The following is a 23068-nucleotide window of genomic DNA, read 5'->3' as shown; positions in this document are numbered from 1 at the left end:
TTGGCGCGCCGACGGCCGTCGATCTCTGCGAGACTGGCGCTCACCATCATCAGCCGAAATAGAATAGCACTCGGTTCCGTCGGGAGGTCATCCTGGTCGCACTACCAGAAGTGCGTCTGCAGCTGCGCGTGTCCCATCGACCTCAAGTTCGCGTCGCCCCGCACATAGAGCCTTTCCGGGTCAAATGGAACCATTCTGTTGGCGAGCGAAGTGCTGGTACACGCCGCACGACTGCCTTACGCGCCCGTTGGCCAACGAACAACCTTTGGATTAAACTCTGTTTCCCCGGGAACAACTGATCCGTGCGCGCTTTGAAAAATTAATGCGGCATGATTTAAGCTGCGGATAACGAACATGACCGTGCATCCCCTTTCTCCGGCGCGCCGGCGCCGGAAGCCCATCATCAAAGCCGCCGCGGCGGCGGGACATACCTACCTGGAGACCTTGGCCAGTGCCTGAACCTTACACTGCATCGAACGGCAGGAACGTCGATCCCGCCACCGCCCTGCGCGATTGCCGATCCGCCTTTGTCGGCGTCGGCATTGCCAGCGCGCTCGTCAATATCCTCTATCTTACCGGCTCGTTCTTCATGCTCGAGGTCTATGACCGGGTTCTGCCGAGCCGCAGCATTCCCTCGCTGATCGCGCTCTGTCTGCTGGCTTTGCTGCTCTATGCCTTTCAGGGTGCCTTCGAACTGATCCGCGGGCGCATGCTGGTGCGCATCGCCGGCGCGCTCGACGAGAGCCTGAGCGGCCGCATCTATCGGGCCGTTGTGAGGGCGCCGCTGAAGCTTCGGATGCAGGGGGATGGGCTGCAGGCGCTGCGCGACTTCGATCAGGTCCGCTCGTTCCTTTCGAGCGCAGGGCCGGCGGCGCTGTTCGATCTGCCGTGGCTGCCCTTCTATGTCGCAATCTGCTTCCTGTTCCATCCCGTGATCGGCTTCGTGGCGATCGGCGGCGGGCTGATCCTGACGCTGCTCACCTATCTCACCAACCGCGGCACCCAGGCGCCGGCCAGGAAGGCATCCGAAGCGGGAAGCCTTCGCAACGCCTTTGCCCAGGCCTCGCAGCGCAATGCAGAAGTCGTCCAGGCGATGGGCATGACCGGCCGGCTCACCGAACTCTGGGAGCGCCGCAACACCGAGTTCCGCGAACAGAACAGGCGCACGTCCGATATCGGCAATGGCTATGGCGCGCTTTCCAAGGTTTTTCGCATGGCGCTGCAGTCCGGGGTGCTCGCCGCTGGCGCGGTGCTGGTGATCGAGGGGCAGGCTTCGCCCGGCATCATCATCGCCGGCTCGATCCTGACCGCCCGGGCGCTTGCCCCGGTCGAGCTCGCCATCGGCAACTGGCGCGGGCTCGTCCAGGCGCGGCAGAGCTGGCAGCGACTGAAGGAACTCCTGAAGGCGTTGCCGGAGGCCGAAGCGCCGCTGGCACTGCCGAACCCGCACGAGCGCTTGACAGTCGAGGCCCTGGGAAGCGGACCTCCGGCGGCGCAGCGGCTGGTTTTCACCGATGTCAATTTCACCGTCCGCGCCGGCAGCGCCCTCGGCGTCATCGGGCCGAGCGGTTCCGGCAAGTCGTCCTTGGCGCGCGCCATCATCGGCGTCTGGCCGGCCTATCGCGGCTCGGTGCGGCTCGACGGCGCGGCCCTCGACCAATGGGACGGTGACGCGCTTGGGCGGCATATCGGCTACCTGCCACAGGACGTGGAGCTTTTTGCCGGAACCGTGGCGCAGAACATCTGCCGCTTCGCCGCGGATGCGACCTCCGAGGCCATCGTCGCGGCCGCAAAGGCGGCGCGCGTCCATGAGCTGATCCTGCGTCTTCCGAACGGTTTCGATACCGAGATCGGGGACGGCGGCACCGCACTCTCGGCCGGCCAGCGTCAGCGCATCGCGCTCGCCCGAGCGCTCTATGGCGATCCCTTCCTGGTGGTCCTCGACGAGCCGAATTCGAACCTCGATGCGGAGGGCGAGCAGGCACTCGGCGAGGCGATCATGAATGTGCGCGCCCGCCACGGCATCGTAGTGGTCATCGCCCACCGGCCGAGTGCGCTTCAGAGCGCCGACCTCGTGCTGATGATGAACGAGGGGCGGCAGCAGGCTTTCGGTCCGAAGGAGGACGTGCTCGGCAAGGTGTTGAGGCCGCAACAGGGCGATCGTCCGGCGCCGCTGAAGGTCGTCTCGGAAGGCCAGGAGGCAAAACAATGAGCGACAGCACACATGAGACGCCGAATGCGCGCCGTTCGCTTTCTCGCCACATGATGGGGGTCTCGGTCCTGGCGCTTGCGCTCGTCGCCGGCGTAGGCGGTTGGGCGGCGACGACGGAACTGTCGAGCGCGATCGTCGCCGGCGGCGTGGTCGTCGTCGACGACAACGTCAAGAAGGTCCAGCATCTGACCGGCGGCATTGTCGGCGAACTCAAGGTCAAGGAAGGCGACCGCGTCGAAGCCGGCCAGGTCCTGATCCGCCTCGATGGCACCACGGTGCGTGCGAACCTTGCGATCGTCGATAGCACGCTGGCGCAGCTTTATGCACGCCGCGCCCGGCTCCAGGCGGAGCGGATCGGCGCCGCGTCGTTCGAAATCGACAAGGACCTCGAGAATTTGATCTCCGGGGCGGCTGCGGCGAAACTCGTCGACGGCGAACAGAAGCTCTTCGCCAGCCGCCGCACGGCGCTCATCGGCATGAAGGGTCAGCTTCAATCGCGCAAGGCCCAATTGGCCGATGAGATCGAAGGCCTGACCGTGCAGTTGAAGGCGATCGAGGACGCCCTGGCGCTGATCGCCGAAGAACTGGTCGGGGTCGATTCGCTCTACGGCCAGGGACTGGTGCCGATGCAGCGCGTCACGACGCTGAAGCGGCAGCGGGCGGAACTCGAGGGCGACCGCGGGCGGCATATCGCCTCGCGTGCCCAGGCGCGCGGCAAGTCGAGCGAGGTCGACCTGCAGATCCTGCAATTGGACGAGGACCGGCGCACGGAGATCTCCAAGGAACTAACCGACGTCGAGGCGAAGATCGCCGAGTATGAGGAGCGGCGCACGGCGGCGACCGACCAGTTGCGCCGCCTCGACATCACCGCGCCCTTGCCCGGCCGCGTCTATCAGCTGGCCGTCCACACCGTAAACGGCGTCGTCAATCCCGGCGAGACGCTGATGCTGGTCGTGCCGGAGGCCGATGACCTGACCGTCGAGGCGCGGGTGGCGACCCATGATATCGACCAGATCCATGTCGGCCAGCCGGTCGAGATCCGTTTCAGCGCCTTCAATCAGCGCACGACGCCAGAGGTCGAGGCGGAGGTCGTGACCGTCGCCCCGGACCTCGTCAGCGACGAGCGGACCGGCGCCAGCTACTATCCGCTGCGCATTCGCCCGAAGCCGGAAAGCCTTGCCAAGCTCAAGGGGCTTTCGCTCTATCCCGGCATGCCGGCCGAGGTGTTCATCAAGATCGCCGACCGCACGGTCATCTCCTATCTGGCGAAACCTCTCACCGACCAGATGCGGCACGCATTCCGCGAGGATTGAGGCGGCCTCGCGACACGGCCGGCGCGTCTCAAGCAGGCACAGGAGGCCCGCCCATCTTGCGTGGACGGGCGCCGCCGGAGCGCGGTTGGCCCGGATTCGGCCGCTTCGCGCCGGATAAGCGTTTGCGGGTATTTTCGTGATTGGACTTCCCGCCCGGTTGGAGTCAGTTTTATCAGGCGTATGAGGTGGAATGGGGGACCAACTAAGGTGATTAGGAGGTCACAATGAAGCACCATGCAATCGAGGAACTGCAAAGCGTCGCCGAGGTCAAACAGGACCTTCCACGCCGGACCCTGTCGCGCAGCGAGCGTCTGGAGCGCTGGGCGGAACTCCTGGAGCGCAGCCCGCACAGACGGCTCTCGACATTGCACGAGACCGAGTATCAGCCGGCGCATGTACGCGCAACGATGCGCAGCGACGGCACGCCGATCTCCGTTGCATTCGAGGACCCGGTCCTTCGGACAGCCGGACTGGACAATGACAGCTACGGCGAGGCGAAGCGGTTCTTTGAACTGAGTGACGAGCAGTTGCACAAGGTCATCTGCTATTGCCATTTCGGCGCCACGGTCAGTGCGTCGACGGCCTCACGTCACATTCGCGCGATGCTTGTCGAAAATCAGCCGGGCCTGTTTGCACGCCTGCGTCAGATATTCTTCGGCTGAGCAGGCGACGTTTGCGCGACCGCGGCTTCTGCTGGCGGCCCGCGATGCGGGCCGCGGAGAGGGTATGTTCGGCGGCTGGTCCGCCGCTCCCGCAATGACGTGGCCAGTGTGACGTGGTCTCGGGAACGTCTTCAGCCCGGATACGAAGCGGGGGAAGCACTTCGCCGCTGCGCAACCCGGCATCTTCGGACGCCAGGGTCGCGGGAGCGGCGAAGTGTGCGCACAGCGATTCGTTGCCCTGCGCCGCCGCGCATGTCCTTTCGAGTCAGAAATCGGCGACCTTGCCCCAGGCCGAGCCTTTCAGCCGGTCCGGCTGATAGGGCTTGGGGTCGACGATCGGTTGCTCACCGGTCACGAGGTCGGCGACGAGGTGGCCGGCGCCGGGACCGATGCCGAAACCATGGCCGCTGAAGCCGGCAGCCAGCACCAGCCCGGGCAGCGAGCCGATTTCGCCGATCGCCGGGACCCCGTCCGGGGTGCTGTCGATGTAGCCGGCCCAGGCGGCGCTGACCGGCACCTTTCCAAGAGCCGGCAGGAGTTTTCTGGCCCGTTCCAAGGTCAGCCGTATCTGCGTCCGGTCGGGGCGAGGATCGAGGACGCGGTTGAACTCCATCGGCGTCGGCGCGTCGAGCCGCCAGCGTCCAAGCGTCTCATGGCCGGATTTCCAGCCTTCGATCCCGCCCGGTGCAAGGCTGCGCCAGCGTCGCGCGAACATCGGCGCGAAATGCCGGGCAAAGCGGATCTGCTGGGCCGTCGGGTCGACCCGGGCGCGGCCGCTGATCGCCAGCGTGTACCCGCCGTCGCCGCCGCGCCGCGTTACCGAGACCGCGGCGGTGTGCAGCGCCGCCGGCAGGTCTTTCGGGCCGGGCGCGACGGAGAGGATCGAGGCGCGGACCGAGGCCTGCGGAAAGCGGATGCCGAGTTGCCGGCAGAAGGAAGAGGCCCAGGCGCCGCCGGAAAGCACCGCGACGCGGGTGCGGATCGTGCCGGCTTCGGTGACGACGCCGCTGACGCGGCCTGCCTCCAGTTCGATGCCGCGGGCGGCGCACATCTGGTGGACGGTTCCGCCGAGCTTCATGACGGCGCGGGCGACCACAGGCGCGGCGCGCGACGGGTCGGCCGTCCCGTCTGTCGGCGAAATGACGCCGCCCTTCCAGCGGCGGCCGGTCGCCGCGCCGTGTTCACTCGCTTGGATCCCGTCCAGCATATGGGTCGTCACCCCGACGGTGCGGGCGAATTCACCCCAGCGCGCCCAGCCGGCAAGCTCGCTCTCGTCATTGCTGAGATAGAGCAGGCCGCAGCGCCGGAAGCCGGTGTCCTCGCCGGTCTCCTCGGCGAAACTCTCCCAGAGCGACAGGCTCTTGGTCGCCATCGGCAGTTCGCGGGCATCGCGGTTCTGCTGGCGGCACCAGCCCCAATTGCGGCTGGATTGCTCGGCGCCGATCAAGCCCTTCTCGACGAGGGCAACCTTGAGGCCGCGCCGCGCGAGATGATACGCGGCAAAAACCCCGACAATGCCGCCGCCGATGATGACGGCGTCGGCGCTCGCGGGCAGGGCGGGCGTCGTTTCGATATGAAGAAGCGGGGCAGGCATCGAAGGTCTCCGGTATAACCGAACGGAATTCTAGCGATTCGGCAATAGCAAGACTGCCGCACATCAGGCGTTCGCAGCATATTCTTCCGTTCGCTCGGCCATTGGCCAATGCTTATTCTGAGCGAAATCTCATACGCTTATCAGAGCAGAATAGGCTTATTCAGCTTGTCAGTGAGCCCAGGCCGCATAAAATGCTGAGCAGAGCAGGGAACCGCACCCGGCCCTGCAACAATTGGAGAGCGCCCGATGAAACTCGACCGGATCGACATCAAGATCCTCTACGAACTGCAGAAGAACGGGCGCATCACCAATGTCGAGCTTGCCGAGCTCGTCAATCTCTCGCCCAGCCCATGCCTGATGCGGGTGAAGAAATTGCAGGCGGAGGGCTACATCGTCGGCTATTCGGCGCAGATCAACATCGCCAAGCTCGGGCAGACCCTCACGGTCTTCACCGAGGTCACGCTCAAGAACCATCGCCAGATCGACTTCGCCCGGTTTCTCGCGGCCGTCGAGAAGCTCGACTCCGTCGTGGAGTGCCACCTGGTGTCCGGCGGTTACGACTATCTTCTGAAGTTCGTGACCGGCGGCATCGTCGAATACCAGACGATCATGGAGCGGCTGATCGACATGGATGTCGGCATCGACAAGTACTTCAGCTATGTCGTGCTGAAATCGCCGATCGTCAAATCGCACATGCCGCTGACCAGCCTCTTTCCGGTCTGAAGCCCGCGGAGCAACTGCTCCGATATCGGTTACTGATTAGAAACCGAGCGCGCACCCGTCCTTGCGAGAGTCGGAGCCGCCGATGAGAACGCCGCGCTCGTGATCGATCCATATGGCCTGCGCGCCGCCGAGCGGTCGAAGAGCCGTTTCAACGCGATGTCCGCGCAGCGCGAGGGTTTCGAGCGCCGATGCTTCGACTGCCGGCTCCACCTCCAGGATGCCGTCATGGGCAAAGCTGCGCGGCGCATCGATTGCCTGCTGGATGTCGAGGCCGCGGTCGAACAGCCCGGAGAGGAAGGCAGCGTGGCCCGCGGTCTGGTAGTGTCCTCCCATCACGCCGAACGGCATCACCGTCCGTCCATTCTTGCGGACCATGCCGGGAATGATCGTATGCAGCGGCCGTTTTCCGGGGCCGATGGCGTTGGGATGACCCTCGATCATGCGAAACGACATGCCGCGGCTCTGCAGCAGGATGCCGGTTTGCGGGTCGAGCCGTGCGGAGCCGAAGGCGTGGAAGAGCGAATTGATGAAGGAGATGGCATTGCCGTCGCGGTCGACGGCGCACAGATAGACGGTATCCTTGTGCTCCGGCTCGTTCCATAGCCTCGGCTCGAGGGCCGTATCCATAGCGATCTTTCGCCGCAGCGTCGCGGCCGTCTGTTCCGACAGCAGGGTTTCCACTGGATAGGGCAGATGCGCGGGGTCCCCCAGCAGTGCGTCGCGATGAAAATAGGCGAGCTTCGTTGCTTCCGCGTGCAGGTGGATGCGGTCGGCAGGCGGCATCTTCTCCGAGAGCTCGAAGCCCTGCAGAATGTTCAGCATCATCAGAGCTGCGACACCCTGTCCGTTCGGCGGGCACTCGAAGACGTCGTGACCGCGATAGGAGGTGCTGATAGGTGTGACGTAGTCGGCCCCATCCACAGCGGCTGCGAAATCATCGAGCGTATGCAGGCCGCCGATGGAGCGGAGATAGGCAACCAGCGATTCCGCTGTCCGGCCGAGGTAAAAGGCCGCGGCTCCGTCCCTTGCAATCGCGCGGAATTGTTCTGCGAGCTTCGGCTGTACATGGCGCTCGCCCGCTTCCGGCGCCCGGCCGCGCGGTAAGAAGACGGCGCCAGCACCCGGATCGCCGGCGATGATGCCGGCTTCCCTCTGCCAGTCATAGGCAACGCGTGGCGTGACGGGATAACCGTTTTCGGCATAGCCGATGGCACGGCGGAAGAGCCTGTCGAGCGGCAGGCTGCCATGGTCGCGGTGGAGCTTCGTCCAGGCGGCGATGCAGCCGGGGATGGTGACCGCATGCGGGCTGGTTTGCGTGATCTCGGTTACGCCCAGTTCCTGCAGCCGGGAGACGCTCGCCGCGGCGGGCGCGCGACCGCTGCCATTGAGGCCGATGACTTCACCGCCCGCCGGCGCATAGAGAACAAAGCAGTCGCCGCCGATACCGGTCATCAGCGGGTCCACGACGCATTGAACCGAGACGGCGGCAATTGCCGCGTCGACCGCGTTGCCCCCCGCCGCCAGCACCTCAAGCCCAGCAGTGGTCGACAGCGGGTGGGACGTGGCGATCATCGCCTCACCCGCGAGGCTTGGCCCACGGCTAGGAGTGAAGAAATCGCGGGTGCTCAACTGTCCCTCCTGGCTCTACCGGTCTTGAGGCGCCCGCGACTGTAGCACTTTGATCTCGCGCATCTATCCGCAAATCGGCTCCGATTGGCGGATAGATGCAGCGAGCGGGAGGAGGAGCGTGTGCGGCCCTCGGCTGCCAGATTATCCGGCTCTACCGTAAGCGCGGGCCAGTTCCGGCTGCTGGTCGAGGCCGTCGAGCCAGCCGGTGTCGAGTTTCGGCACGGAAGCGAAGAGCAGCTTGGAATAGGGGTGCTTTGCCCCCATTGCGAGGTCGGACGCGGCAAGCTGCTCGACTTTCTCGCCCCCATACATGACGACCACCTCGTCGCAGATCGCCTGGACCGTCGACAGGTCGTGGCTGATGAACACGTAGGAGAGGCCGAGTTCGCGCTGCAATTCCTTGAGAAGATCGATGATCGCAGCGGCGACGACCGTGTCGAGGGCGGAGGTGATCTCGTCGCAAAGGATCAGCTTCGGCTCGGCGGCGAGCGCCCGGGCAAAATTGACGCGCTGCTTCTGGCCGCCCGAGAGTTCCTGCGGGCGGCGGTGGCGCAGGTTGCGCGGCAGGCGCACCATGTCGAGCAATTCGTCGATGCGGGCGCTGCGAGCGCTGCGGCCCATGCTGTGGTAGAAGGCGAGCGGCCGATCGAGGATATCCTCGACCGATTTTGCCGGGTTGAGCGCCGTGTCGGCATATTGGAAGACGATCTGCATTTCGCGCAGCTGTTCGCGCGAGCGCTCGCGGGCGCTACGGCCGAGTTCGCGCCCGTCGAACTGGATGCTGCCCGAAGCCGCGGGCAGGATGCCGGCGATGGCGCGGGCAAGGGTCGACTTGCCGCAGCCGGATTCGCCGATGATGCCGAGATTGCGGCCCTTTTCCACTTCGAGGGACACGTGCTGGACCGCACGCACGAGCGGCAGACCGTCCGCCTGCCGCGGCCCGTAACCGGCGACCAGCGTGTTGATCTTCAGAAGCGGCGCCGGTTGAGGCTCGGCGGGACCGGCCGCGCCGCGCGGCTTCGGCTCGAAGGCGTCGAGCAGTTCGCGCGTATAGGGGTGCTTGGCGTTGGTGAGGATCTCTTGCGTCGTGCCGGTTTCCTGCATTTCGCCGCCCTTCAAGACGACGATGCGATCGGCGATCTGGGCGACGACGGCGAGGTCGTGCGAGACATAGATGCCGGCAATGCCGCCGGCCTTCATGACGGACTTGAAGGCGCGCAGCACCTCGATCTGGGTCGTCACGTCGAGCGCGGTGGTCGGCTCGTCGAAGATCACCAGCTTCGGGTCGCCGATCAGCGCCATGGCGGCGGAAAGGCGCTGCAGTTGCCCGCCGGAAACCTGGTGGGGATAGCGGCCGCCGATCGTCTCAGGCTCGGGCAGCGACAGCGCCCGGAAAAGCTCCACCGCCTTGGCGCGCGCCTCATCGGGCGTCATCAGCTGGTGGATGCGGGTGATCTCGATCACCTGGTCCATGATGGTCGCGGCCGGGTTGAACGCGGCGGCGGCCGATTGCGGCACATAGGCAACCTCGGTGCCGCGGATACGGGAACGCTCCTTTTCGCTGAGCCGGACCATGTCCTTGCCGGCGACGGAAACGCTGCCGCCGGAAATACGGCAGCCGGGGCGGGCGTATCCCATCAGCGTCAGGGCGATCGTCGTCTTGCCCGAGCCGCTTTCGCCGATCAGCGCTACGATTTCGCCCTCGGCAACGTCCAGGCTGATCCCCTTGATGATCTCGACCCGGCGTCCGGAATCGGTGGTTGCCTCGACCTTCAGGTCACGGATTTCGACGAGGTTTGCCATTATGCGCGGTCCCTGATTTTCTGCGGCAGGTTGTCGATCAACAGGTTCACGCTGATCGTCAGGCTGGCGATCGCAAGCGACGGAAACATCACCGCCGGCGCGCCGAAGGGCAGGCCGCCGATGTTCTCGCGCACCAGCGCGCCCCAGTCGGCATAGGGCGGCTGGACGCCGAGGCCGAGGAAGGAGAGGCCGGAGAGCAGGAGAACGATGAAGACGAAGCGGATGCCGAGATCGGCAAGCACCGGCCCGACGATGTTCGGCAGGATTTCCGAGCGGATGAGATACAGCGTGCTCTCGCCGCGGATGCGGGCGACGGTGATGAAATCCATCGCATTGATGTTGACGGCGAGCGCCCGGGAAAAGCGGTAGGCACCGGGGATGTAGATCACCGACAGCGTCAGGATCAGCACCGGAATGGAGGAGCCGACGGCGGCGACGACGACGAGGCCGAAGAGTTTGCTCGGGATCGAGTTGAGCGCGTCAAGGAAGCGGCTCAAGATCGTGTCGAGCCAACCGCCGGCGACCGCTGCGATCATGCCGAGCACCACGCCCGAGAAGCAGGCGATCGTCACGGCCGCAAGCGAGATGCCGACCGTGTAGCGGGCGCCCATCAGGATCCGCGAGAGCATGTCGCGGCCGAGATAGTCGGAGCCGAGCCAGAAGTCGTGGCTCATCGGACCGAAGTAGTCGAGGTCGACGATCTCACCGACCGGATAGGGGATGATCAGCGGCGCGAAGACCGCGACAAGTGCCCAGGACAGGATGACCGCGAGGCCGATGACGCCGACGAGATTGAAGCGATAGCCGAGCCGGCTTCCCGACTTTCGGACGGAGGTGGTCGATGTGCTCGAAGTGGTCATTGTCATCGAAGCCTCGGATTGGAAAGAATGGCGATGATGTCGGCCGTGGTGATCAACAGCAGGTAGCCGAGACAGAAGATCATCGCGCAGCTCTGGATGAGCGGCAGGTCGCGGGTGGAAACCGCATCGACCATCAGCTTGGCGATGCCCGGATAGTTGAAGATCGTCTCGACGATGATGACGCCGCCAAGCAGATAGGAAAGCGAAAGCGCGACGGCGTTGACGATCGGACCCAGCGCATTCGGAAGCGCGTGGCGGAATACCATGCGCGGCCGGGAGGCGCCCTTCAACAGCGCCATCTCGACATAGGGCGTATTGAGCGTCTCGATCACCGCTGCCCGTGTCATGCGGATCATCTGCGCCGAGATGACGAAGGTGAGCGTGATCACCGGCATGGCATAGATGCGAAGCATGTCGGTGAGGCTATGGATCTCATTGGCGAAGGAGAGCGCCGGCAGCCACTTCAGATAGACTGCGAAGATGAGGACAGCGGAAGTCGCTATCATGAATTCCGGCACCGAGATGACGCCGATCGTCAGCACGGTGACGATGCGGTCGTAGAGCGAACCGCGCAGCATCGCCGCGGTGATGCCGAGTGTCAGCGCGATCGGCACGGCAAAGAGCGCAGTGACGCCAGCAAGCTTCAGGGTGTTGACGAAGCGACCGCCGATCAGATCCGCCACTGGCATCTCGTTGGCATAGGATCTACCGAGATCGCCCTGCACGAGGCCGACGATCCAGCGCAGGAAGCGGAAGATGGCCGGCTCGTCGAGATGCATGGCCTTGCGCAGGCCTTCGACGGCTTCCGGCGTGGCGGCCTGGCCGAGCAGGATGGTCGCCGTGTCACCCGGCAAGAGCGTCGTCGCGAAGAAGACGGCGAAGGAGACGATCACCAGGGTGATCAGGGCGATGAGCAACCTGCTCAGGACAAGAGATAGGACCCGGCTATTCACGCGCGCCCCCTTTCGGCATTCGAGACAAGGACTACCGCATGTCTGCTCAAATCGACCTCGATTTAAGGACAAAGACATACAGCAATTCAAAGTGCTACAGCCACCTTTGCGCGTCTGATAAGACGCGCGGCGCTGTAGATCGGAGAGGGGCTGCAGCGGCGCCGCTGCAACCCCCAGCAGTTTGCCTCGTCAGGCTTCGAGCCAGACATACTCCGCGAAGGCATAGCCCATCTGTCCGCCGAGCGGATTTGGTTGCAGGCCCTTGAGCTTGGCGGTGATCGCGTCGACGTTGGAGATGTAGGCCGGGATGATGGTGCCGGCTTCGTTGGCGACCATGACCTGCATCTCGTTGTAGATAGACTTGCGCTTCTCCTGATCGAGCGAACCGCGCGCCTCGATCAGCATCTTGTCGAACTTCTCGGACTTGTACCGGCTCTCGTTCCACGGTGCTTCCGAAGTATAGAGCAGCGAGAACAGGATGTCAGGCGTCGGGCGCGGGTTGATGTTGCCGAAGTGGACCGGCGCCTTCAGCCAGTAATCGTCCCAGTAGCCGTCGGACGGAACGCGCTGGACGTCGAGCTTCAGGCCGATCTCGGCGGCGGAGGCCTGGATGATCATCGCCATGTCGACCGATGCCGTGGCCGCCTCGGAGGCAACCACCGGGATCGATTGGCCGAACACGCCGGCCTTCTCGAAATGGAACTTCGCCTTTTCCGGATCGAAGGCCCGGGATTTCAGGTCGGCGTTGTGATAGACGTTCGCTGGCGAAACCGGCTGGTCGTTGCCGACTTCGCCTAGGCCGCGCAGCGCCGACTTGACGATCTGCTCGCGGTTGACGAGGTATTTCATGCCCTCGACGAAGTCCCGCTTGCTGCCGGGCTCCATGTCGAGGCGAATGTTGAGGTTGGTGTAATTGCCGGAGGTCGTCTTCGACAATGCGAAGCCTTCGCCCTGGGCCTCGACGAGGCGCATCGAGCGCGGGTTGATCGCGGCGGCGAGATGGATATCGCCCGAAAGCAGAGCGTTGACGCGTGAACTGTCGTCGCTGATCGCGAAATACTCGAAGGAGTCGACGTTCGGACCGGCCTTCCAGTAGTTCTTGTTCTTGATGCCGACCGAGCGGACGCCCGGCTCGAAGACTTCCCTGACGAAGGCGCCGGTGCCGTTCCCCTTGGAGAAGTCGGTGGTGCCGTCGGCGACGATCATGAAGTGGTGCATCGACAGGATCGTCGGCAGATCGGCGTTCGGATTGGCAAGAGTGATCTCGACCGTCTGCTTATCGACCGCCTTGAAGCCGGTCATCTGGGCGGCGATCTTGGCGACCTTCGAACCGACCGACGGATCGAGATGGCGTTTCAGCGAGAAGATCACGTCGTCGGCCGTCAGCGGCTTGCCGTCGTGGAACGTGACGCCGCTCCTGAGCTTGACGGTCCAGGTCTTCGCGTCCTTGGATTCGATCGCTTCGGCAAGCTCCATCTGCGGTGTGCCGCCCTGGTCGAGGAAGGTGAGGCGGTTATAGAAGGAGCAGCAGCGCACGTAGTCGGTGGAAAGCGAGGCTTTCGCCGGGTCGAGCGTATCGGCGGTGGAAGCCGACCAGCCGGCCGCCTTCAGCGTGCCGCCTGCGACCGGCGTTGCTGCAACCGCATTGCCGGCGCGGCCGAGCACGAGGCCGCCGGCCGACATCGCGACGCCGCCGGCCAGCAGCATCTGCAGGAGCTCGCGGCGGGTGGCGCCGCGGCGAATGGCGTTTTCGACGACTGCGTCGTCTTTTCCGGTCCAGTTGGTAATTTTGTCAGTCATGTCGTTCCCCATTCGTTGGTGGTTGGTCGGATCGCCCCGTCTTCTTTGCATACGGGGTTCAGGTGGAATGCTTCGCTCCCTTTCAGGCGGCCTTGACTTTCTCCACGGCGTCGGCAAGGCCCGCCATGGAGGTGAAATGAAAATCGGGCTTGGTGAACTCGGCCGGTTCGATCGTGCCGCCATAGCCCTGCTGCGCGTGACGCCGCTCGATCCAGCAATTGGTCAGCCCGAGTTTCCGCGAAATGCCGATGTCGTGATACTGGCTCTGGGCGACGTGGAGGATGTCGTCCTTCGAATTCCCTTCTGATGCGACGAAGGCGAAGACCTTCTCGAAGAAAGCCGGATCGGGCTTTTCCGTGCCCGTGTCGTCGGCTGTGAAGGCGGCGTAGAAGGGATTGCCGAGCTCGCGGGAGAAATGCTCGAAGGCCCAGCGCCGGGCGTTCGTCATGGCGACAAGGCGGTAACGCTTGGCAAGCCGGGCAAGCGCCTCGGCGCTGTCGGCAAAGCCTTTCCAATCTTTTGCGGAATCACGCAGTCGTTCGCCATATTTTGCTTCGACGGGAAGACCGAGCTCCGGAGCAATGGCGAGATAGACGCGCACCAGATCGTCGGGGAAGAGGTCGGCATCGGCAGAATAGCGCGCCGCGCGGTAGAGCTTCAGCGCCTCTTCGCCATCAACCGCGACACCCACTTCCGTGGCGATGCCGGCCAGGCAATCCTTGATGCCGCCCTCGAAGTCGATCAACGTCCCGACGACATCGAAGGTGAGATATTTGAAATCCGCGAAGGTCTTTGCCAAGTCTCTTTCCTCGATTTGGCGCGGGCGGAGTTCGCTCGCGCTGGGCTGCATCAGAAGAAAATGCTGTTCTCAACTGGCCGATGGCGCCGGCAAAATTCGGGAAAAACCTGCTTTCCCGGGCATTCCTGCGCCCCTTAACCCATACAGTTTCGCAGCATCGGCTCGCCGGATTCTCTGAATGGCAGAAGGATCGCGGCACAAAATTGCGAATACGAGAATAAACCGGTATTTCGCCGTTCCGACCGCCGATCCGCTCTTCGTGCGACCGGATGCCGGATCTCAGGCGAGGGCCGCGCGGACGTCGGGGTCCTCCAAAGTCTGGTCGAGCGTCAGCCGCGTGCGCTCGACGATGGCGTCGATTTCCGCTTCGCTGCAGCAGAGCGGCGGCGCGTAGCCGAGAACGCCATTGCCGAAGGCGCGGATGACGAGGCCATTGTCCCAGGCACGGTCGAATATGCGCCGCGCCGGCTCTGCCGCGGCGGGAAGCGGCGTCTTGGCTTCCTTGTCGGTGACGAGCTCGATCGCGGCCAGCATGCCGCGGCCGCGGACATCGCCGACCAGCGGATGATCGCCGAGGCTCTGCAGTCCTGCCATCAGCCGCTTTCCGGCCCTGACGCCGTTTTCCAGAAGCCCGTTCTCGTAAAGGCGCAGCACTTCGAGGCCGACGGCGGCGCTGACCGGATGGGCGGAATAGGTGTAGCCGTGACCGACGGCAGCGGCACCGGCGCCATCGGCGATCGTGTCGTAGACCTTGTCCGAGAGAAAGACGGCGCCCATCGGGACGTAGCCGGAGGTGAGCCCCTTGGCGGTGGTCATCAGGTCGGGGACGATGTCCTCGTCGCTACAGGCGAAGAGCGGGCCGGTACGGCCGAAAGCGGTGATCACCTCGTCGGCGACGAACAGGATGTCGAGTTCACGGCAGAGGTCGCGCATCGCCTTCATCCAGCCGGGCGGCGGCACGAGCACGCCGCCCGAGCCCTGGATAGGCTCGACATAAAACGCCGCCACCCGATCGGCACCGAGCGCCTCGACCTTGGCCCGCAGTGAAGCGACCGAAGCGGCGATGATTGCGGCCGGCTCGCTTCCGGCGGGGTTGCGATAGGCGTAGTGCGAAGGGATCTTGTGCTGCCATGCGAACGGCACGCCGAAGCCCGCATGGAAGGCCGGCAGCGCCGTCAGGCCCGCACCGACAGTCGAAGAGCCGTGATAGCCCTGTTCGACCGAGATGAACTGGTCCTTCTGTGGCCGTCCCTGCGCATTGTAATAGTAGCGGATGAAGCGGATCGTGCTGTCGACGGCGTCCGATCCGCCAAGCGTGAAATAGACGTGGTTGAGGTCGCCCGGCGCCCGGTCCGCCAGTTCGGCCGCAAGCCGGATCGCCGGTTCGGAGCCGAGGCCGAAATAGCCGGTGGCATAGGGCAGTTCACGCATCTGCCGGGCCGCCGCCTCGACGATCGATTCATGACCGTAGCCGGCATTGACGCACCAGAGGCCCGCAAAACCGTCGATCATCATATGCCCCGAGGCATCGGTCACGGTGGCGCCCTTGGCGGATTTGAGGACGCGCACGCCGACCCGCTCGTGGCCGCGATAGGAGGCGACCGGGTGGACCAGATGGGCGCGATCGAGTTCGATGAGGGAATTGCTGTACATCTAAATCTCCAGATCAGCCGAGCGCCTGGTTGGCGAGGGCGAAGGTGAAAGCCGCGCGGTCGGCGGCGCGGTCAACGGACGGCCTTTCCATGGCGATCCCGCCGCCGACATGGCCAAGTCCCTGGTCGGCGAGCCACGGGGCGAGGCCGGTGTCCGCGGTGGTATCGACCCGGACGAATTGGCCGGTACGCCTTGCGATGAAATGGGTTATGAGCGCCTTGGCATCGTCGACATTTGCAGCAACGACGGGCCCGATGACATCGCCACGACCAAAGGCGCGCAGGGCGGCGAAGCCGACGACGCGGCCGCTGCGGCGGATGACCGCGAACGCGCCGACCTTGGCGAGATAAGCGATCAGATCCCGGCGATCGGCACCGAAGGCGACGCTGTCGAGCGCGGCGATCGCGGCAGTATCTTCTGCGGTCGCCGGCTCGGTCTGAGCGGCGCCGGCGAGCGCTCTCGCGATGCCCTGGTGCTGCAGAACGGTACCGGTTTCGCGGAAGCCGAGCTTTTCATAAAGAGGCAGGCCGTCCGCCGTCGCCACCAGCCGGAGCGGGCGGTTACCGGCGATCCGCAGGGCCGCATCCATCAGGCCGCGGCCGAGGCCGCGACCGCGCATCGCCTCGTCGACGATCACCATGTTGATCGTGGCGCAGTCGTTCCCATAGGCGGTCACAAATGTGGTTCCGACGACCCGGCCGGCCTCGAGAGCAACGACGCCCTCGCTCAGCGCCAGCGCCATCTGCCAGTCCTCCGGCCGGTGCGGCCAGCCGGCCTGGCGGGAGAGGCGCACGGCACTCTCCAGGTGCTCGGAGCCGAAGGGGGCAAGTTCGATCTGACTTGGCTGCATGAAAGGGTCCTTGATTTCCTGCAGCAAGTGTTACGGAGAGCCGACCGGCAGATCGCCCGAAGGCGGCGCTCGGGGCGGTATCTTATACCTTTGCTTCGGCGGGTCGCCGCATCTTATGCCGTCAGGGCTCCGGGAAAGGCCGATGCCGGGCGGGAAGGCGTCCAGCGGGACGGCAAGGGCACACAACCATGTGCCAAAGCCAGCCGCGGATACGGTACAATCTGCTTCGATCCATGCCAAAACACGCAGGTCGATGGGCGGACGCTTGCCTATGATCCTTCTTAGACATTCCGGATCGCGTCATTGAAGAGGAGAAATGCGCATGGCGAGCTTCCGTCCGAAATACATCACCTTCGACTGCTACGGCACGCTGACCAACTTCCAGATGGCCGAGGCGGCGCGCGACCTTTACGGTGAGCAGCTCGATGAACCGCGCATGGCCGAGTTCATCAAGAACTTTGCCGCCTATCGCCTCGACGAGATCATGGGCGACTGGAAGCCCTATGCGGAAGTGGTGCACAATTCGCTGGAACGCACCTGCAAGCGCAACGGCATAAAATTCCGCGACGAGGCCGCCCGTGTCGTCTATGAGCGAGTGCCGACTTGGGGTCCGCATGCGGACGTTCCGGCCGGCCTCGCCAAGGTCGCCAAAGAGATCCCGTTGGTGATCCTGTCGAACGCTATGAATTCGCAGATCATGTCGAATGTCGAGAAACTCGGTGCTCCCTTTCACGCGGTCTACACAGCCGAGCAGGCACAGGCCTACAAGCCGCGCTTCAAGGCTTTCGAATATATGTTCGACATGCTGGGCTGCGGCCCGGAGGACATTCTCCACTGCTCGTCCTCGTTCCGCTACGACCTGATGTCCGCGCACGATCTCGGCATCAAGAACAAGGTCTGGGTCAACCGAGGCCACGAGCCGGCAAATCCCTTCTATGGATATACGGAAATCAAGGATATTTCCGGCCTGCCCGGCGTCGTCGGGCTCTGACAGGAGATGGCCATGCAGCTCAAGTCCTACTGGCACGATACGGCTCGCCCATTTGAAATGGGCAGCCGCGCACCGGTCGAGGGCCACTATGACGTCGCCGTCATCGGCGGCGGCTTCACGGGGCTCGGAGCTGCACGTCAGCTTGCATTGGCCGGCGCGAAAGTGATCGTGCTGGAGGCGGGGGCGGTCGGATCGGGCGCCTCCGGCCGCAATGGCGGCCATCTCAACAACGGCATCGCCCACAGCTTCGTCGCCGCCAAGGCGGAACTTGGACCCGAGCGGGCGGCGGCGCTCTACCGCGCCTATGACGCCTCCGTCGACACGATCGAGCGCATCGTGGCGGAGGAGGGGATCGACTGCAGCTTCCGGCGTGCCGGCAAGCTGAAGCTCGCCTCGAAGCCGCAGCATTTCGAGGCGATCGCCCGGAACTTCGAGGTGGTGAACCGCGAGGTCGACCCGGACACGGCGCTTCTGACGAAAAATGATCTGAAGAGCGAGGTCGGCTCGGACTGCTTCCACGGTGCAATGCTGTCGAAGAAAAGCGCCATGATGCATATGGGCCGCTTCGTCGTCGGTCTTGCGGATGCGGCCGTCCGCCACGGGGCGATCGTCGTCGAGAATGCCCCGGTCACCGGGCGGCGCCAATCGGGCGGCAAGCAGGAACTGACGACGCCGCGCGGCAGCGTGACGGCCGATACGGTGCTGTTGGCGACCGGCGCCTATACGACGGGCGCTTTCGGCTATTTCCGCCGCCGCATCGTGCCGGTCGGCAGCTTCATTATCGCAACCAAGCCGCTGACCGAGGCCGAGATTGCCGCGACGATGCCCGGCAACCGCACCTGCGTCACCTCGCTCAATATCGGCAACTATTTCCGGCTGTCGCCCGACAACCGGCTGATCTTCGGCGGCCGGGCGCGGTTCTCGGCAACCTCGGACCAGCGCTCCGACGAAAAGAGCGGCGCCATCCTGCGTGCGAGCCTCGCCGAGATCTTCCCGCATCTCGCCAAGGTCGAGATCGACTACTGCTGGGGCGGCCTCGTCGACATGACCAAGGACCGTTTCCCGCGGGCGGGATTTACCGACGGGCTCTGGTACGCCATGGGCTATTCCGGCCACGGGGCGCAGATGTCGACCCATATGGGCATGCTGATCGCCGACGCCATTCTCGGCAAGGCCGATCGCAACCCGGTCAAGGACCTCGCATGGCCGGCCGTGCCCGGGCATTTCGGCAAGCCATGGTTCCTGCCTCTGGTCGGCATGTACTACAAGATGCTCGACAGGGTGCAGTAACGAGCGCTGCCAAGCCGCGCCTGCCAAGTCCTCGTCGGGGCCGCCCGCGCGGCGCTGTAGCGCTGAAAATCTGCGGCTTGATCCCGACGCGGATACCCCAACGGGCGACGCGTCTCTGCCGGACCAAAAAAAGCGCTGTCATCGGGTCGCGAGTCCGGTAGCATCTGTCATCGGAAGCAGATGTTGCGGGCGATGGTCTGACCGAACCGCGACCGGAGAGGGTCTTGTCGACGTGCGGCTGTGATCGCCGCTGATATCTGCGCGACGTTTGGCGTTGTGGTTTAGAGGTCGAGGATGTCTTTCAAAGGCGTGACCGGCACACCGCGCCCCGCGCGCTGGGGCCTGGCCGCAAAGCTGTTCACGACTCTCGCGCTGCTTGGCGCGGTCGCCGTCTTGCTGACTGCGGTGCTCGGTTACTTCCGCGCCCGCGAGGCCCTCGAACAGGCCATCTTCGACCAGCTCACGACAGCGCGGCAGACCAAGGCACGGCAGATCGAAACCTACTTCCGCACGATCCAGGCCGAGTTGCGCCTGCTTGCCACCTCGAAGATGGTGGTCGAATCGACACGCGAGTTCCGCGCCGCGGTCGAACAGCTCGACCGGGCAGGCGTGTCATCCGAATTGAGCCAGAAGGTCAGCGAGTGGTATGCCGAGAATTTCATCCCGCAGATAACGGCCATACAGGGCAGGAAACCGGCCCTGTCGGACTACTTGCCGGTCGGCGGCGCCCCCTACTATCTGCAGTATCACTACATCGTGGCCAATCCCAACCCGGCCGATCGGCGCGGGCTTGTCGACGACGCCGGCGACGGCAGCGAATACAGTCGTCTGCACGCCATCTACCATCCGATGATGCGAGCGGCGGCGGCAACGGTTGGGTTCTTCGACTTCATGGTGGCCGATCCGAAATCGGGGCGGCTGATCTATACCGTTCAGAAGGAGACGGACTTCACCACCTCCCTCCAGTTCGGTCCCTACCGGCGCTCCAACGTCGCAGCTGCTGTCGCCCGCTGCTCGCTGACCCCCGACCAGTCGGCCTCCTGCCTTGCGGATTTCGCGTCCTATGAGCCGTCGGGCGGTGCGCCGATCGCCTTTTTGGGGGCTCCGGTGATCGACAAGGGCGTCGTCATCGGCGTGTTGGTCGCGCAATTGTCGAACGAGGAGATCGACAACGTCGTCACCGGCAGTCGCCGTTGGCGGCAGGACGGATTTGGCGACACGGGCGAGGCATATCTCGTCGGGCCCGACTATCTCGTGCGCTCGGCCCCGCGCGCGTTCTACGAGAATCGAGACGGTTATTTCGCCGGACTTCAGAGCGTAGGCACCCCCGAAGACGAGATAGCAGCCATCCGCCGCTACGGGACACCGGTGCTGCATCAGCGCATCGACACCCAGGCCACCAGGGCTGGGCTGGCGGGTGTCGAGGGTACGGGCGAGATCACCGGCTATCGTGGCGTTCCGACGCTCGCTTCGTGGGGGCCGCTCGCAATTGACGACGTCAAGTGGGCGCTTGTCGCCAAGATCGACAGCGCCGAGGCCTTCGCGCCGATCGACCGACTGCGCCGGGATCTGATGGTTGTCGGGGGATTGGCGGCGCTGGTGGTGGCTGCCGCGGCGGCGTGGCTTTCGCGCGCGCTGCTGGAGCCGCTGCGCGAGCTCACCACCGGGGTGAAACGTTTCGCCGCCGGCGACTACGGGGCGAGCGTCCCGGTCCGCACCGGCGACGAGATCGGGCAACTCTGCTCGGCCTTCAACAGCATGGTCGAGGATATTCGACAGAAGAACGTCGCGATCGAGGATAAGAATCGCGAGAACGAGCAACTGCTGCTGAATGTGCTGCCGGCGCCGATTGCCAACCGGCTGCGCAGTGGCGAAGTGAGGATTGCCGACGGCTTCGCGGAGGTCACCGTCGCTTTCGCCGACATCGTCGGCTTCACCGAGCTGACGTCTGACATGCCGCCGCAGGAGGTCGTGACCCTGCTCAATGGGCTCTTCACCCGCTTCGATGCCGCTGCTGACGATCTCGGTGTCGAAAAGATCAAAACGGTGGGCGATGCCTATATGGCGGTGTGCGGCCTGCCCGTGCCTGCGGCCGACCACGCCGAGCGTATGGTCCGCATGGCCATCCGCATGGTTCACATTACCCGCGAGCACGCCCTGGAGCACAACGCCTCGTTTAGCATCAGGGTGGGCATCAACACCGGCCCGGTCGTGGCCGGCGTCATCGGCAAGAGCAAATACATCTATGACCTTTGGGGCGACACGGTGAACCTCGCGAGCCGGATGGAGGCAGGCGGCATTCCCGGATCGATCCAGGTTACGCGCGCGGTCTACGAAAAGCTCAAAGACCAGTTCGTCTTCGAACCGCGCGGCGCAATCGACGTCAAGGGCAAGGGGAAGGTAGAGGCATGGCTCCTGCGATTATAGAATTAGGAAGCGCCATGCCTGCCAGCCTCTCCATCCCATGCCCCGAGCTGGTCACGCCAGCCCGCCGATGTGGAAGCTCTTCATTTCGAGATATTCGTCGATGCCGCATTGCGCGCCCTCGCGGCCGAGGCCGGATTGCTTGACGCCGCCGAAGGGCGCGACTTCGGTGGAGATCGCGCCGGTGTTGAGGCCGATCATGCCGAATTCCAGTGCTTCGCCGACCCGCCAGGAGCGCTTCAGGCTTTCCGTGTAGAAATAGGCGGCGAGGCCGAAGGGCGTCCCGTTGGCGATCGTGATCGCCTCCTCCTCGGTCTCAAAGCGGAAGAGCGGCGCGACCGGGCCGAAGGTCTCTTCGCTGGCGAGCAGCATTTCGGTGGTGGCGCCGGTGAGCACCAGCGGGGCCGTATACTGCCGGCCCTCCGGTACGGATCTGCCCCGCGCTGCGAGCTTCGCGCCCTTGGCAAGCGCATCTTCGACATGGCGGTCGATCTTGGCGATCGCAGCCTCGTTGATCATCGGGCCGATTTCGACGCCTGGCTCGGTCCCCGGTCCGACCTTCATGGCGTCGACGCGGGCGGCGAGCTTTTCCGCGAAGGCGTCATAGACGCCCGCCTGCACCAGGATGCGGTTGGCGCAGACGCAGGTCTGGCCGCCGTTACGGAACTTCGAGGCGATCGCGCCTTCCACCGCAAGGTCTAGATCGGCGTCGTCGAAGACGATGAACGGGGCATTGCCGCCGAGCTCGAGCGAGAGCCGCTTGACGCTGTCGGCGGCGCCGCGCATCAAGAGCGAGCCGACACGCGTCGATCCGGTGAAGGAAATCTTGCGGACAGTCTCGTTCGCCATGAATTCGTCGCCGATCTTCGTCGGCATGCCGGTGACGATGTTGATGACGCCGGCCGGAATGCCGGCGCGCTCGGCAAGCACACCGAGGGCGAGCGCTGAGAACGGCGTGAATTCCGAGGGTTTGATGACGACGGTGCAGCCGGCGGCGAGCGCCGGGGCGACCTTGCGGGTGATCATCGCGTTCGGGAAGTTCCAGGGCGTGACGATGGCGCAGACGCCCACCGCTTCCTTGAGCACGACGATGCGACGGTCCGCCGTCGGCGAGGGGATGGTGTGGCCGCCGATGCGGCGGGCCTCCTCGGCGAACCATTTGACGAAGGCCGCGCCATAGCGGATCTCGCCGCGCGCTTCGTCGAGCGGCTTGCCCTGCTCCAGGGTGAGGAGCAGCGCCAGGTCCTCGAGGTTTTCGATCATCAGCGCGTGCCAGCGTTCGAGCAGCGCGGCGCGCTCGGCATGGGTCTTCTTCTTCCACGGCCCGAAGGCGGCTTCGGCTGCCTCGATTGCAGCCCGGGTCTCATCCGTCCCCATGTCCGGGACCGTGCCGAGGACGTCCTGAGACGCGGGGTCGATGACCTCGACGACCTCTCCGGAGGCTGCGCCGATCCATGCGCCATTGATCAGGCCGGCCTGGCGGAAAAGGTCCTTGTCGTTCAACTTCAGCAT

17 protein-coding genes are annotated in these 23068 nt (G+C 64.6%); 7 read left to right on the top strand and 10 right to left on the bottom strand.

Annotated elements, in window-relative coordinates; all coding sequences use genetic code 11:
* The first annotated feature begins 451 nt into the window (after nt 1-451).
* The 3 genes from RHIBR816_RS0115850 to RHIBR816_RS0115840 all read left to right on the top strand — a co-directional run bounded on the left by RHIBR816_RS0115850 (nt 452) and on the right by RHIBR816_RS0115840 (nt 4187).
* The gene (locus RHIBR816_RS0115850) at nt 452-2212 is read left to right on the top strand and encodes a type I secretion system permease/ATPase (RefSeq protein ID WP_018237549.1); all 1761 of its coding nucleotides are present in this window, start codon (nt 452-454) and stop codon (nt 2210-2212) included.
* Nucleotides 2209-3525 (top strand): HlyD family type I secretion periplasmic adaptor subunit, encoded by a 1317-nt coding sequence (locus tag RHIBR816_RS0115845; RefSeq protein ID WP_018237548.1) that lies wholly within the window; start codon nt 2209-2211, stop codon nt 3523-3525. The genes RHIBR816_RS0115850 and RHIBR816_RS0115845 overlap by 4 nt, the downstream gene beginning before the upstream one ends.
* Before the next feature lie 224 nt (nt 3526-3749).
* Nucleotides 3750-4187, top strand: a complete 438-nt coding sequence (locus RHIBR816_RS0115840) for a hypothetical protein (protein ID WP_018237547.1) — start codon at nt 3750-3752, stop codon at nt 4185-4187.
* A gap of 265 nt (nt 4188-4452) precedes the next feature.
* Here the strand turns inward: RHIBR816_RS0115840 and RHIBR816_RS0115835 are convergent, their stop codons facing one another.
* The gene (locus RHIBR816_RS0115835; protein ID WP_018237546.1) at nt 4453-5781 is read right to left on the bottom strand and encodes an FAD-binding oxidoreductase; all 1329 of its coding nucleotides are present in this window, start codon (nt 5779-5781) and stop codon (nt 4453-4455) included.
* A gap of 246 nt (nt 5782-6027) precedes the next feature.
* Between RHIBR816_RS0115835 and RHIBR816_RS0115830 the strand changes: the two genes are divergently transcribed.
* Nucleotides 6028-6504, top strand: coding sequence for an Lrp/AsnC family transcriptional regulator (locus tag RHIBR816_RS0115830; protein WP_018237545.1), 477 nt, complete (start codon nt 6028-6030; stop codon nt 6502-6504).
* Between the two features lie 36 nt (nt 6505-6540).
* Here the strand turns inward: RHIBR816_RS0115830 and RHIBR816_RS0115825 are convergent, their stop codons facing one another.
* The 8 genes from RHIBR816_RS0115825 to RHIBR816_RS0115790 form a co-directional block, all read right to left on the bottom strand.
* A complete protein-coding gene (locus RHIBR816_RS0115825; protein WP_018237544.1) occupies nt 6541-8076 on the bottom strand; it encodes a gamma-glutamyltransferase family protein in 1536 nt (511 codons plus the stop codon).
* A 198-nt stretch (nt 8077-8274) separates the two neighbouring features.
* A complete protein-coding gene (locus RHIBR816_RS0115820) occupies nt 8275-9936 on the bottom strand; it encodes an ABC transporter ATP-binding protein (protein WP_018237543.1) in 1662 nt (553 codons plus the stop codon).
* Nucleotides 9936-10796, bottom strand: coding sequence for an ABC transporter permease (locus RHIBR816_RS0115815; protein ID WP_034815361.1), 861 nt, complete (start codon nt 10794-10796; stop codon nt 9936-9938). The genes RHIBR816_RS0115820 and RHIBR816_RS0115815 overlap by 1 nt, the downstream gene beginning before the upstream one ends.
* Before the next feature lie 2 nt (nt 10797-10798).
* Nucleotides 10799-11749, bottom strand: a complete 951-nt coding sequence (locus tag RHIBR816_RS0115810; protein ID WP_026187048.1) for an ABC transporter permease — start codon at nt 11747-11749, stop codon at nt 10799-10801.
* A 189-nt stretch (nt 11750-11938) separates the two neighbouring features.
* Nucleotides 11939-13549: an ABC transporter substrate-binding protein gene (locus tag RHIBR816_RS0115805; RefSeq protein WP_026187047.1), complete on the bottom strand. Its 1611-nt coding sequence runs from the start codon at nt 13547-13549 to the stop codon at nt 11939-11941.
* An 82-nt stretch (nt 13550-13631) separates the two neighbouring features.
* A complete protein-coding gene (locus RHIBR816_RS0115800) occupies nt 13632-14348 on the bottom strand; it encodes an HAD-IA family hydrolase (RefSeq protein ID WP_026187046.1) in 717 nt (238 codons plus the stop codon).
* A gap of 279 nt (nt 14349-14627) precedes the next feature.
* Complete coding sequence (locus RHIBR816_RS0115795; protein ID WP_018237538.1) at nt 14628-16001, bottom strand: aspartate aminotransferase family protein; 1374 nt, start codon at nt 15999-16001, stop codon at nt 14628-14630.
* A 13-nt stretch (nt 16002-16014) separates the two neighbouring features.
* The gene (locus RHIBR816_RS0115790; protein ID WP_018237537.1) at nt 16015-16851 is read right to left on the bottom strand and encodes a GNAT family N-acetyltransferase; all 837 of its coding nucleotides are present in this window, start codon (nt 16849-16851) and stop codon (nt 16015-16017) included.
* A 322-nt stretch (nt 16852-17173) separates the two neighbouring features.
* On the opposite strand from RHIBR816_RS0115790, the gene RHIBR816_RS0115785 reads away from it, so the two are divergent.
* The 3 genes from RHIBR816_RS0115785 (at nt 17174) to RHIBR816_RS0115775 (ending at nt 21559) form a co-directional block, all read left to right on the top strand.
* Nucleotides 17174-17842, top strand: a complete 669-nt coding sequence (locus RHIBR816_RS0115785; RefSeq protein ID WP_018237536.1) for a haloacid dehalogenase type II — start codon at nt 17174-17176, stop codon at nt 17840-17842.
* A 12-nt stretch (nt 17843-17854) separates the two neighbouring features.
* A complete protein-coding gene (locus RHIBR816_RS0115780; protein ID WP_018237535.1) occupies nt 17855-19132 on the top strand; it encodes an FAD-binding oxidoreductase in 1278 nt (425 codons plus the stop codon).
* Nucleotides 19133-19426: 294 nt separating this feature from the next.
* On the top strand, nt 19427-21559 hold the full coding sequence (locus RHIBR816_RS0115775; RefSeq protein ID WP_018237534.1) for an adenylate/guanylate cyclase domain-containing protein: 2133 nt from the start codon (nt 19427-19429) through the stop codon (nt 21557-21559).
* Between the two features lie 51 nt (nt 21560-21610).
* On the opposite strand, the gene RHIBR816_RS0115770 is transcribed toward RHIBR816_RS0115775, so the two are convergent.
* Nucleotides 21611-23068: an NAD-dependent succinate-semialdehyde dehydrogenase gene (locus tag RHIBR816_RS0115770; protein WP_018237533.1), complete on the bottom strand. Its 1458-nt coding sequence runs from the start codon at nt 23066-23068 to the stop codon at nt 21611-21613.

Origin of the sequence: Ensifer sp. BR816 (assembly GCF_000378985.1) — a bacterium.
GTDB lineage: Bacteria > Pseudomonadota > Alphaproteobacteria > Rhizobiales > Rhizobiaceae > Sinorhizobium.
This window is presented reverse-complemented; position numbering and strand designations above follow the sequence as displayed.